Consider the following 12,239-nt stretch of genomic DNA (forward strand, 5'->3'; position numbering starts at 1 on the left):
TCGCATGTCAAGAAAACTCAAGGTGAAAACAGCCATCCTCATCGTCGTAGCAGTGGCGAGCTTGGCCGTCATGGCCGTATCGCTTACCACGATGCAAAGCAGCCTCTCGCTCGACAGCTATACCGACGAGATGGAGCAGGAGGCGAGCGATCTCAAAATCCTTCTTGCCGAAGCGAACGAAGAGACCGAGCAGAACACCGTCACCTACGACGAAATATACCAATCGAAAGCCGAAAGCGTCGCTTTCATGGCGAACAACAACGTCGGATTCGAAGCAACCGACGCGAAGATGGCGGAGTATTGCGAGCTGCTCGACGTCGATAACGTCATGGTCGTCGACCGCGACGGAACGATCGTCGCCAGAGCATATAATTCCCCCCCCCAGAACTTCTCCTCAAGCCGATTCAACCAACTCAGAACCGTATTCGATGACGGCGAACCCTCTGCCGCGGTGGAAGTGGAGCTGCCCGAACAGGATTGGTGGGATCGCTACTACGCCGCCCGCATCGACGATTCCACGATGGTCGTGATCGAGCAGAATCCCGAGGAGCTCTACCAACTTATCGCGGACACGGGATCGACGGCAAGCGTGCTCAAGAACATCAGCATCGGCCAGCACGGCTATATGTTTGCGGTGTCGGGCCGCGATTACTTGATCGAGTACCACCCGCTGTCGAACCTCGTCGGAAGCGACGCCCTCGACGGCGGGATCGATGTGACCGACCTTGAAGACGGCGCTTTCACCTGGATGACCCTCGACGGCGAAAAGCTCTATTGCGGCGTGAGCAAGATCGACGATGCATACTACATCGCTGCGGTTCCCGAAAGCGACATGACCGCGTCGCGCAACGTGACGGTTGGCGTTATCCTCTTCGTGTTCTTTGCGGTCATGACGATCATCATCACGTACGGCATCTTCGTAATGCAGGAAGACGAACGCCGAGGACACGATTTCGAAGACTACAGCCCTGTCGGGCCTTTGCGCTACAACAAGACCATCGGCAAGAAGGCGGCCGTACTGTCGCTGGTGGGATTCCTGGGCATTCTCGTCATATCCTTCTATATGCAAACCCTGTTCGCACTCTCCTCGGAATCCGTCGCCAACAACGAGCGTGTCAACGAGATCGAAGGCACCATCCAGCGCGCAGAGGCCCGAGCAGGCGAGCTCACCGCACAATACGGCGAACGTTACCTGAGCAAATGCGAGACGGCCGCCTACATCATCGAGCGCAATCCCGCTCTTGCAACCAGGGACAAACTGCAAGAGCTGGCAGACGTTCTTCAGATCAAGAGCGTGTTCGTATTCGATGCGGCGGGAACCCTGACGGCAACGAATTCCACGTATACGAACTTTGTGCTGAGCGACGATCCTACCGACCAATCCTACGAGTTTCGCCAGCTGCTGCAAGGCGTGGAGTACGTTATCCAAGAGCCCCAAGCCGATGAAATCTCAGGCGAGATGGCTCAATACATCGGCGTAGCCCTGTACGATGCCGAAGGAGGCACCGACGGCTTCGTACAAATCGGCATCCGTCCGACCCGCCTCGAAAACCTGCTCGCCAGCGTCCAGATCGAAAGCATCCTCGACGGCGTGAAAGTGGGCACCGACGGATTCGCCTTCGCCGTGGACAAGGCCGACAACACCTTTGCGTACTTCCCCGACGATCGCTTGCTCGGCAAGGAAGCCTTGGCTCACGGCATGACCGAATCCCAGCTCAAAGACGGCTACTGCGATTATATAACCATCGATTCCAAGCAATACTACGCCTCGTCGCTCGAGACGGACAATTACTATCTCTACGTTGCCGGTACCGAAGGCGAGCTCATGGAAGAGCGCGTACCCCTCACGCTCATAACGGGCGGCATCGCGCTTGCGTGCCTCGTCATCATTTTCCTGCTGCTTGCATTCGACCGCGAGTTTTCATTCGCAGGCAAGCCGAAGAACGGGACGGATGCCGAACAGCGCATGATCGACGTGAAGATGCCCAGCGGGCGCACGATCAAAACGGAATCGGCGGCAAGCCGCTGGATCAACAGGTCGTTCAAGTGGAACGAGAAAACCGCAGAGCAGAAGATTCTCTCGGTCGCCCAATGGCTCGCTGCGATATCGGTGCTTGCGGTATTTGTAGCCGTAGTGTTCCAGGATCGCATCTTCGGCAGCGGCTCCATCTTCTCCTACATCTTGAGCGGCGAATGGCAGCGCGGGTTGAACATCTTCGCTATCACCGCCTGCATCATGTTTGCCTGCGTGGCCATGACCGTTGCCACCATCGTCCAAAAGCTCCTGCGTCTGCTTTCGGGCGTACTCGGAGCACGTGGCGAAACCGTATGCAGGTTAGTGGGGAGCTTCATCAAATACGGAACCATCATCGGCATGCTGTACTACTGCCTGGCGCTCATCGGCGTTGATACGACGACGCTGCTCGCCTCAGCCGGCATCCTGTCGATCGCAATCAGCTTTGGCGCGAAAGAGCTCGTGTCCGACATCCTCTCGGGGCTGTTCATCATCTTCGAGGGCGAGTTCCGCGTCGGCGACATCATCATGGTCGGCGATTGGCGCGGCACGGTTGTCGAAATCGGCGTGCGCACCACCAAGATCGAAGACGGTTCCAAGAACATCAAGGTCATCCGCAACAGCAACGTGAGCGACGTCATCAACATGACCAAGCAATCGTCCTACGCTTCATGCGACGTGGGCATCGAGTACGGTGAATCGTTGGAACGCGTGGAGAACATCCTCGCGCAGGAGCTCCCCTTCATCCGCAAGCGCCTGCCGGCCATCCAGGACGGCCCGTTCTACAAGGGCGTCGTCTCGCTCGGCGACAACAGCGTGAACATCCGCATCGTCGTCCAGTGCGACGAATCGGACCGCATACAGCTCGAACGCGACCTGAACCGCGAGATGAAGCTCCTCTTCGACAAGTACGATATCAGCATTCCGTACCCGCAGGTGGTACTCAACCAACCCGTCGAGTACCGCAAGGCGACTGAAGCCGAAAAGCGCACAGCCGACCTCTTCAACGAAGAGCAGAAGAACGCCGCAAAAGACCTCGGCAACGAGGAGGACGAAGAGCGGTAGCGCACGTTCGCGCCGATCCGCATGCAAGCGCGGGTCGGCGCTTTAAAAGCGCAACAACAAGGGGTCGGCGCTATAAAAACGCCGACCCCTCGAACAATCACTTCTTTTTGCTTTTACAGCCCGAGCGCCTTCTTGAGTGCGGAAACGCGGCGGCGCGAAACGGGGATCTTCTCATCGGTGCCGTCGAGCGTGAGCAGCAGCGTGCCGCCCGAAACCGATTCTATCTCCTCGACAAGCGAGAGGTTCACGAGGTAGCCGCGATGCACGCGGAAGAACCCGTGCCCGTCCAAGCGCTTCTCGAGCTGAGCCAAGCTCACCGTCGAAAAATAGCGGTCGGTATCGGTTTGCAGGTACGCGTAATCGTCGCGCGCCATGACGAAGCGGATCTTGTCGATGCCGATAAGAATCTTCTTGCCGCCCTTTTCAACCGGGATGCGCTCGGAACGCTGCGCCTTGACGTGCAGCGAAACATGTTCGCGCACACGAGCGATAGCCTGCGAAAGGCGCTCGGTCTCAACGGGTTTCACCAGATAATCGATCGCGTTCACCTTGAAGGCGTCGAGCGCGAATTCGCTGTAGGCCGTTACGAACACAACGGCGGGCGGAAACTTCAGATGCTGCAAAGCTTCGGCTAGTTGCAGACCGGTGGCCTCGGGCATGTTCACGTCGAGAAACATGACATCGCATGGATACTCTTTGAGCTTCTCGATGGCCTCGCGCACGCTGGCAGCCTCGGCAACCACTTCGGTCTGGCCGAGCTCGTCAAGCAGGTATTTGAGTTCTGACCGCGCGGGCGCTTCGTCGTCTACGATCATTGCTTTCAACATGGGGCCTCCAAATCGCTGCGCAAGGCTGATGTAACAAGTCCCATTATAGAGCAAGTTGAGCCGATCACATGAGAATCACGCGCAACGCGAAGAATCGGGAATGAGGCGGGCGGTAAGCGGAGGGAAACAGGCCGGTGGCGATTGGGCGACTGCCGCGAAGTCGTGCTACACGCAGTGGCGTCGATTAGCACCAAAACGCCCTTGCAAACACCAGAGGCGGTCGGCCATGCAACGCACACCGACCGCCTCCCGGGCATCATCGCCAAGCCAGCGAACACCTCAGTATCTAGGCTACCTCGACGAGTTCGTTTTCTTCGATGCCGACAAGCCTGATTTCGTTCAACCGAGCGAGGATGTTTTCAACCGCCGCGAACGCCGAGGGCGCTTCATAAGACATGTTGCAAGCAACAGCAGCTTCGGCGGAAGAGCCGCCGAGCCAAACAAGGGTTTCTGCCAAAAAAACCTCATCCAACCGGGCAAAAGCCTGCATCCCTTGGATGAGCTGCGGATACAAGCAAGCCGTCTTCGCGTTGCGAGCGAGCTTTGCGTATTCGGGAATCCAGTTGTTCAAATGGTCTCGAACGAACCTGTACTGATCCCCCAGCAAAACGCCGAGATCGCCGAAGCGCCTATCCCGAAAAGCGGTCAGCGATCGATCCGCCAGATGGCCCATAAACGCGCACATGGTCGAAACGTGATCGTCGGGTACGTGCTGGAACAGCTTTACCTGAAGACCGTATGATCGGTACGCCTCCCGAATCGTCAGCGTGCTTTTCTGAAAGACAGTTGCATCGTGGCTGATGTAGGGAGCCTCCCACGGATAGGCCGGAAGATCGGCAGGCCCCTCGAAAAAGAGCGCATATTCCGTAAATGCCTCATCGAGAAACGAAGCATCCCTCGCCCTATCGGAAAGGCCGCTGATAAAAACCTCGAGTTTTCCCATTGTTTCGTCTGCATGCGCGTACTCGTTGACTACATCAACGGTTATCGTCGAAGCCATCGACTCCAAAAGCAGCGAATTCGGCTCTCCTCCGAAAGCCTTATGAAACAAGGCGAACAAATAGCATCTGCTTACCAGCAGAGCCTCGAGGGACAGCAGCTCATCGCGAACCGCTGTCTCCTCGATTGCCGAATCCGACTTCTCGCTCATAGCACTATCTCCCGATAATCTTCCCCCATCGCAGCGTCGGATGGTTTTATAAGAAGATTCGGAGCTGTAATATCCGCACCACCAAGGCACGGCAACTCGCTCACCAGATCGCTCCCGTACTTCGATTTCAATTCGTCCGTATCGCCGAAATCGAGCGCGCGAGTCATGCAAGCGTCGACGCAGACGGGATTCATACCGGCCTCCCGAAGTGCTTTGCAGCTATCGCATTTGATGATCAGGTCCTTTTCTTCAGAATATTGCGGCGCACCGTAAGGGCACGACGACATGCAGGTTTTGCAGCCGATGCACACGTCGTCATCATGTAGTACAATCCCGTCGGCACTTTTATACATGGCTCCCGTCGGGCAGTTTGCAACACACGCAGGATTCTCGCAGTGGTTGCACGACACCGAAGTGTGGTACATCGTAGCAGAGGGATACGCACCCGCCTCGAACGTTACCACCCTCCTCGTCTGCGGTCCAGCCTGCTCGAGACCCAAGCGATCCTTGCATGCCACTTGGCAGACACGGCACCCGATGCAGCGGGTCTGATCAAAATAAAAGCCTTCGCTCATGATCTACTCCTCCGTCCAAAGAACAGGTTCCCTCATGCAATCAGCTGGCAACGGCTCGCCGTCGTATTTTTCAAAATCGACAAGACAGCTGTTATAGCCGTTCATATGGGGGAAGAACTCGTCTTGCGTGTTCGCATCAACCAACATGTTCTCGTTGCCGCCGAAATCGATGCCCGTTTCGGGATCGAGATACGTCCGCGGCCCATGAGGCATAGCTATACCACCCGGCATGATGAGGTTGGTTACACTCGCTTGGCGGAGAACCTTGCCGGCATCGTTGAACACCAGCACCGTATCTCCGGTTTCGATCCCCTTGGCAGCGGCATCCTCCGCGCTGATGAACACAGGATTTTGGAACGCTTCTTGAGTCCACACGTTCTCGTCGTAGTTTGTGTGGGCTCGCCTGAGATAATGAGGTTGGTACATAAGGAACGGATAGGTTCCGCTCTCCTTGGCCTCCCAATTGGAAAAACTGTTTTCGTAAGTCGAAGGATGATACGTCGGATACGGCTTGAGTTCTTCTTGAGCATACCCGATTCCATTGATGCTATCGGCTTTCGCCTGGCAATAGATCTCCATCTTGCCGCTTGCGGATCCTCGCGGATTAGCCTCGGGATCGTCGATGAAATCCTTATAGCCGATATAGCCGAGGTTGTCGCCCTGTTCGCGCGGCACAATGTACATGCCCTGCTTGAGGAGATCTTGCAGGGAGATCACGCCTTCCTGCGGCTCGCCTTCCACATCCCATGCATCGATATCGTCTTGGGTGATCGTAACGAGCGTCTTGTAGGTGACTCCGTCGACATCGATCACCTCGGCTCCGGCGATCTTGTCGTAATAGGACTGGATGTCGCTGATCGGATACAGCTCGCTCGGATCGAGATCGAGTAGTTTCGCAAGCTCGCTGAAGATCCACGTCTCGTTCTTCGCTTCGTACATAGGCGCAATGATGGGCTGCGTCACAAGGATCATATCGCGACTGCACTGGAAACGCGAAAGACGCATCGTGCTTGTCGTAGCAACATCCAATTCGCCCTTGCTCTTATCGAGGCTGCCTTCCCACGGCGTCGTGCACGGCAAAAGAATGTCGGCGTACTGGCTTGTCAGCGTATAGCGGTAGTGAACGTCAACCACCATGTCCATCTTCTTGAAGACTTTGATGCCGCGATTGATGTCCTCGGTCGCTTGAAGAGGATTATGGAAATCGTTCACGATGATTTTCGGGTCAAACCGGATCTCTTCCTGAGGAAGAAAATTGTTATCGATCGGGCCCTTGCGGTAGCCGCCGCGATTGTAGTACACGCCCTCATCGAGGCTCCTCCAGATTTCCGGTTTGCAAATCTCTGGTCGCTCGAGCGGATTGGGGACCGTAGCGCTTTTGCTCGGATTTCCCAGCTTGACAAGGCGAGGACCGCCGTTGGCCGATTCGGTATTGAACACGCTCCCGCATGCGTTGCCAGGACGTCCCAGATGACCTCCCATGCAGGCCACAGTCATGAACAATTGCGGCAAATCGATCGTGCCTTTATACCGAGACGGCGCGTAGCTGTGAAGCAGCGTCACGTTGTCCTGCTTTCCGACCTTCTGCGCATACCAGGTGATATCCTCTACCGGCGTTCCGCAGATCTCGGTCGCCCACTCGGGCGTCTTCGGCTGCCCATCATACGTACCGAGCACGTATTCCCTGAAATTCTCATCCAAAGCAGCGCCTTCAGGCATGGATTCTGCATCGAACCCGACGCAGTACGTGTGCAGGAAATCCCAATCGACAATACTTTCGCCCGATTCGTCGAGTCGCAGCATCTCGTAAGCGACTGCCAGAAGAAATGCCGTATCGGTACCGGGCCGCACGCGAATCCAGCGAGCGTCCAGCATGGCAGCGGATACATTGTAGTCGGGCCCCACGAATACGAATTCCGTCCCGTTTTCTTTGGCAAGGCGATAGTAGTACGAAGGATTGCCCCCGTTGTGCCAAGCGGGGTTGATGCCGTACAGCACGATAGTATCGGCGTTGAGCATATCGAGACGGTCGTTGATGAGCAGCGCATCGGGAAAGCCATTGCCAACGGTGGTGCCCATTTGGATCGGTGCCAGATACCAATTGCCGTACGATTCGGTGCTGTTCCACTCGACTCTGCCCCCGAGCAGGTTCAATACCTGCCACTCCGTTCCCATGCACACAACCGAACGAGGTCCGTAATCGGCATAGACGCGCTTCAGTTCCTCGGCAACGTATCCGAGCGCTTCTTCCCAGCTGATGCGCTCCCATCCTTCTTCGCCGCGCAAGTCGCCATGGGCGTTTTCTCCGCCGCCCGGCTGCCAGCTTTTGCGCTTCATGGGATACTTCAAACGGTTGGCGTTGAACACGTGCTGGCGCAACGAATGGCCGCGCGGGCACGAACGCTGCTGCGGCGTTTCAAGCGTATCTTCTTGATCGTCGTTTGTTTTCTGGCGCAGCACAACGCCGTCTTTGACAAACGCTTTGTTGACGCAGCGGCCTCCGCAGTTCGCCCAGCACTCAACCGTTACCCATGAGCCTTCGTCGCCAAGAATCGCCGTATCCGATTCCACGACATGCGGGTTCATTCCATCGGCGTCGGTTTCTTTGGCACCCGCTTCGCTGCCTCCGTTCGGCGCACAACCGATAAGGCCCATCGCTGCGACGGCTGCCGTAGCAGCGGCACCGCCCTTGAGAAAATCGCGGCGGCGGATACTTCCATCCAGTAAAGACATAAATCCCCCTTTGCCTTGGTTCCATAGTAGCGGGTACGAGTCCGTTTGCCCATCAGCAAGCCTGCAGGAACGTGCTCGGTGCATGGCTCTACCCGACATGGTGTCATACTATACCGATTCACCAATTCAGTCAATGGGTATTCCACTTTGGCTCGAAATGACTGATAATGGGAGAAGTTCATAAGACGCTGAGAACAGGAGTACCCGAGCACCTCATGGAAACATCCTTCTTCGGTTCCCTGGTGATTGCATACCTGTTCCTCGGCGGGGCATCCGCTGGCGCGTTCTTCGTCATGTCCGCCTGGAGCCTCGGATTCTATCGTTCCGACACCGCCGCACGCCACCACATGCGCCTTCGCACTGCATTCAAAGCGCTTAAGGGGCGCGTATACACCATCAGCCTTATCATGCTCGCGGTTTCGCTTGCCTGCCTCGTGTTCGATCTGCAATATCCCGATCGTGCGCTTCTGCTCTTTTTTCGCCCCCGACCGACACCCATGACATTCGGCGCTTACGCGCTTGCCGTCGAGGCCATCCTGGGATTGCTCCTCGCGCTTGCCAATGTGTTCAAGATTCCCTTCCTCGATGGACGAGTAAAGCGCGTGCTCGAAGCTCTCTGCGCGATCTGCTCTATCGCTGTAATGGGATATACAGGTGTGCTCCTGGCAAGTCAGGCTGCTGTTCCCCTCTGGCACGAGTGGTCGCTCGTTGCCCTGTTTTTCTTCTCCGCCCTTTCGTCGGGCGTATCGGTCGTACTTTTAATCGACTACTTCATCCAGGGTCAAACGCTGCTCCTGCGCGCGGCGAGACCTCTGCAGAAAGCACACTTAACCTGCCTTGTACTCGAAGGCATCTCGCTTGCGTTCTTCGTCCATGCCACCCTCGCTAAACCGGCAGCGGCAAACTCGGTCGAGCTGCTCATGGATCCCGCCATGCTGTCAACCGCCGTTGTCGGCGTAATCGGCATGGGCATACTCGTGCCGTTCGCACTCGAGCTGAACTCGCTCATGCACAAAGACTGCCGCACCATCCCCGTATCCGACGTCATCTGCCTTATCGGCAGTTTCTGTTTGCGCTACTGCGTGGTCATATGCGGGGTGCACTGATGAAAGCGCCGCATCGAGCAACGCAGCGCGAAAGGAGCCAGTACCATTTTGACCGCTGAGAAACAACCGAGCCTTTTCGTCGTAGATGAAACGTCCGATCTGCCCATCTGGGTGCAGCTTCGGAATCGTTTCGCCTACCTCGTTCGAACCGGATATTTCAAACCCGGAGAGCAACTGCCAAGCGTGCGCAGTCTGGCAGCCGATGCCAAGATCAACTACAACACCGTGACCAAAGCATATCGCGATCTCGAGCTTGAGAACCTGATCGTTTCCGTTCGGGGTCGCGGTATGTACGTCCAGAAGAACATCCCCGGCGAAGCCGAACCCGCAGAAATCGCCGTCGATGTGCAGCTCGAAGACTGTATACGCCAGTATCGGGCACTCGGACTCACCTACGAAGACATCAGAGCGCGATTCTCCAGTATCGCGCAGGACATGGCGGACAAGACCGCAGCAGCGCAAGAGGAGAGAATGGAGTACACCGATGAGGGGTAACAGACAGAAGAGCGCGGCGCCGATGGGCTCACGTCGCATCGAGCGCCAGGAACCTTTGCAGATAGAGAATTACAATTCGCCCAAAACCCGCCATACCGACGAAAACGCCGGCATCATTTTCTCCGCGTTTCTCTTCGTGGTCGTTGCACTCGCCGTAGGAGCTTTCGGAGCCTATGCCCTCGGCGGTATCAACATCTGGATCGTTGCGCTCGCCATCGCCCTCGCCGTGCTGGCCGTGTTCTCCATTCGCATTGCGCCGCAATGGGAGAAGGTCGTGATCTTACGGCTGGGAAAATTCAACCGAACCGTCGGCCCAGGACTCTACTGGACCATTCCCTTCATCGAGCACATAGCGCTGCGCGCCGACCAGCGCGTCATGCTCACCGGCTTCAGCGCCGAAGAAACCCTCACGGCCGACCTCGTTCCCGTCAACGTGGACGCTGCCGTATTCTGGATGGTGTGGGATGCCGAAAAGGCCTGCATGGAGGTCGAGGATTACTACGACTCCGTAGCGCTTGCCGCGCAGGCAGCCTTGCGCGACGCTATCGGCCGCAAGAACGTTACCGATGTTGCCATTCACCGCATTCAGCTCGACGAGGAGCTGAAGGCCTCGATCGAAGACAAGACAAGCATCTGGGGCGTTTCAATCCTATTCGTGGAAATCCGCGACATCGTCATCCCGAAAGAGCTGCAAGAAGCCATGTCGGCCGAAGCCCGCGCCGAGCGCGAAAAAGACGCCCGCGTCATGCTTGCTGAGGTCGAGGAGGACATCGCCGCCATGCTGCACAACGCAAGCGACATCTACCGGAACGACGAGATAGCGCTCAAACTACGGCAGATGCACCTCTTGAACGAGGGCATCAAAGAGTCGAAGGGTGCCGTTGTAGTCCCGAGCGCCTACGCGGAAGGTTTCACCGACGACAGCGCAGAGGCGCTGGGGAAGATCGCCGGCACGTAACCCCGCCCACTTCGATCCGCCGGAAGCCGGCGGCGGCGCGAGAGGTACGCCGACAGCAGCGCAGCGATAAAACGGCGGGCGCGCCGGCGTGGGTTCATGATGGAACCGCCCGCAGCTAGCAGAAAGTTGGCAAAAAAACGAAGTAATTCGTCGTCGTTCGACATCCGCTCTATAGCCGATTCCGAGGCCATGCCACTGATCTGGGACGGTTCCAAAGCTTCGGGGCGGATACCCTCGGTTTCGCGGCTCTGGGTGCTCCGAGCGACGAATTACTGTATTTTTCTGACACGATCCGACACCTTGCCGCTCGCCTCCGAACCGCTTTCGACGCCCTGCGCGCATGCCGCCGTCGGCACCCGAAGACAGCAGGCAAGCTTACGAAAGCTCGAAGCTGTATGCGTCGAGCACGTATTTCGGCACCATGAAGCGCACGGTCTTCTCGGGGTCGACCATCTGACACACTTGCACGTCAGCCGTGAGCGAGAACAGCATGACGAGTTCGTCTTCTGCGGTATTCGTCGCTTCGCTTACCATGCGCACCATGTCGTGCACCGCGATCGATGCGGCCTCGTCGAGCGTTTCCGCCGAAGCGATCACGCCCACATGGGTCTCGTTTTCGATCAGCGGGTTTTTCACCCGCATGGCAGGCAGCGCCGTCAGCCGCACGGTCGCCCATCCGGCAACCTCGGCGCCCGATACGCTGATCTCGCCGTCGCCCATGGCGGCGTGCATGTCGCCGCAACCGAACAGCGCGCCTTCTGCCGCCACGGGAAAATACAACGTCGCTCCCGTGGTGATGGCGGTGTTGTCCATGTTGCCGCCATGCGTGCCGGGTGTGCCGCAGTTGACCGGTTCGCCCGCGGGCGCCACGCCGATCACGCCGATCATGGGATTGAGCGGAATGGAAAGCCTATCGTTCCAGATGAGCTTATCGCCTTCGATGGCGCACAAGCGCGTGCTCCACGCATCGAACCTATCGCCGCACACGCCCTCGTCTTTGCCCGTGCACGACGAGGTCTGAGCATCGAGTTCGATATTGAGGATTTCGACCTTGAGAGCGCCGCCCGGCTTCGCGCCCCGTACGTAGATCGGGCCCGTTGCGGGGTTGATCGCATCCCAATCGATCTCGTCGAGCACGTCGTCGGGAGTCTGCACCTGGTTGCCGAAGCAATCTTTCGTACGAATACGAACGGTTTCGCCCGATTCGACTGTCATCGCCGGCTCCAAGTCCCGAGCAAAGGCAAACAGCGTCTTCTCGTCGCTCAGCTCTTTCATGTTCAGCGTCCTTCCAATCAAACACCTACCTGCGAAAAGCG

General features: G+C 57.3%; 9 protein-coding genes. 4 read left to right on the forward strand and 5 right to left on the reverse strand.

The window, feature by feature from the left end:
• Positions 1-4 precede the first annotated feature (4 nt).
• On the forward strand, positions 5-3,079 hold the full coding sequence (locus C1722_RS15795; protein ID WP_102380283.1) for a mechanosensitive ion channel domain-containing protein: 3,075 nt from the start codon (positions 5-7) through the stop codon (positions 3,077-3,079).
• 113 nt (positions 3,080-3,192) lie between these two features.
• Here C1722_RS15795 and C1722_RS15800 read toward each other — a convergent pair whose 3' ends face one another.
• The 4 genes from C1722_RS15800 to C1722_RS15815 all read right to left on the reverse strand — a co-directional run bounded on the left by C1722_RS15800 (position 3,193) and on the right by C1722_RS15815 (position 8,364).
• Positions 3,193-3,906: a LytR/AlgR family response regulator transcription factor gene (locus C1722_RS15800; RefSeq protein WP_102380284.1), complete on the reverse strand. Its 714-nt coding sequence runs from the start codon at positions 3,904-3,906 to the stop codon at positions 3,193-3,195.
• A gap of 286 nt (positions 3,907-4,192) precedes the next feature.
• Positions 4,193-5,056 carry a TorD/DmsD family molecular chaperone gene (locus C1722_RS15805; RefSeq protein WP_102380285.1) on the reverse strand — a complete coding sequence of 288 codons (864 nt, stop codon included), beginning with the start codon at positions 5,054-5,056 and terminating at the stop codon, positions 4,193-4,195.
• Entirely contained in the window at positions 5,053-5,631 is a 579-nt protein-coding gene (locus C1722_RS15810) for a 4Fe-4S dicluster domain-containing protein (RefSeq protein ID WP_102380286.1), read from the reverse strand. The genes C1722_RS15805 and C1722_RS15810 overlap by 4 nt, the downstream gene beginning before the upstream one ends.
• 3 nt (positions 5,632-5,634) lie before the next feature.
• The gene (locus tag C1722_RS15815; RefSeq protein WP_180995313.1) at positions 5,635-8,364 is read right to left on the reverse strand and encodes a molybdopterin-dependent oxidoreductase; all 2,730 of its coding nucleotides are present in this window, start codon (positions 8,362-8,364) and stop codon (positions 5,635-5,637) included.
• A 167-nt stretch (positions 8,365-8,531) separates the two neighbouring features.
• Here C1722_RS15815 and nrfD point away from each other — a divergent pair, with 167 nt between their 5' ends.
• The 3 genes from nrfD to C1722_RS15830 are packed head-to-tail and all read left to right on the forward strand — an operon-like array spanning position 8,532 to position 10,923.
• Positions 8,532-9,470, forward strand: coding sequence for an NrfD/PsrC family molybdoenzyme membrane anchor subunit (nrfD, locus tag C1722_RS15820; protein ID WP_102380288.1), 939 nt, complete (start codon positions 8,532-8,534; stop codon positions 9,468-9,470).
• Between the two features lie 48 nt (positions 9,471-9,518).
• On the forward strand, positions 9,519-9,965 hold the full coding sequence (locus C1722_RS15825; RefSeq protein WP_244387371.1) for a GntR family transcriptional regulator: 447 nt from the start codon (positions 9,519-9,521) through the stop codon (positions 9,963-9,965).
• Positions 9,955-10,923, forward strand: a complete 969-nt coding sequence (locus C1722_RS15830) for a slipin family protein (protein ID WP_244902613.1) — start codon at positions 9,955-9,957, stop codon at positions 10,921-10,923. Before C1722_RS15825 ends, C1722_RS15830 begins: the two co-directional genes overlap by 11 nt.
• 375 nt (positions 10,924-11,298) lie before the next feature.
• Here the strand turns inward: C1722_RS15830 and C1722_RS15835 are convergent, their stop codons facing one another.
• Positions 11,299-12,198 carry an acetamidase/formamidase family protein gene (locus C1722_RS15835; RefSeq protein WP_102380291.1) on the reverse strand — a complete coding sequence of 300 codons (900 nt, stop codon included), beginning with the start codon at positions 12,196-12,198 and terminating at the stop codon, positions 11,299-11,301.
• Between the last annotated feature and the right edge of the window lie 41 nt (positions 12,199-12,239).

The organism is Raoultibacter timonensis (assembly GCF_900240215.1).
Lineage (GTDB): Bacteria > Actinomycetota > Coriobacteriia > Coriobacteriales > Eggerthellaceae > Raoultibacter > Raoultibacter timonensis.

What these genes read in the sequence shown, in the direction of transcription:
- C1722_RS15810 (WP_102380286.1), bottom strand. Translation starts at nt 5,631, where the DNA reads ATGAGCGAAGGCTTTTATTTTGATCAGACCCGCTGCATCGGGTGCCGT.
- nrfD (WP_102380288.1), top strand. Translation starts at nt 8,532, where the DNA reads ATGGGAGAAGTTCATAAGACGCTGAGAACAGGAGTACCCGAGCACCTC.
- C1722_RS15835 (WP_102380291.1), bottom strand. Translation starts at nt 12,198, where the DNA reads ATGAAAGAGCTGAGCGACGAGAAGACGCTGTTTGCCTTTGCTCGGGAC.
- C1722_RS15800 (WP_102380284.1), bottom strand. Translation starts at nt 3,906, where the DNA reads ATGTTGAAAGCAATGATCGTAGACGACGAAGCGCCCGCGCGGTCAGAA.
- C1722_RS15830 (WP_244902613.1), top strand. Translation starts at nt 9,955, where the DNA reads ATGAGGGGTAACAGACAGAAGAGCGCGGCGCCGATGGGCTCACGTCGC.
- C1722_RS15805 (WP_102380285.1), bottom strand. Translation starts at nt 5,056, where the DNA reads ATGAGCGAGAAGTCGGATTCGGCAATCGAGGAGACAGCGGTTCGCGAT.
- C1722_RS15795 (WP_102380283.1), top strand. Translation starts at nt 5, where the DNA reads ATGTCAAGAAAACTCAAGGTGAAAACAGCCATCCTCATCGTCGTAGCA.
- C1722_RS15815 (WP_180995313.1), bottom strand. Translation starts at nt 8,364, where the DNA reads ATGTCTTTACTGGATGGAAGTATCCGCCGCCGCGATTTTCTCAAGGGC.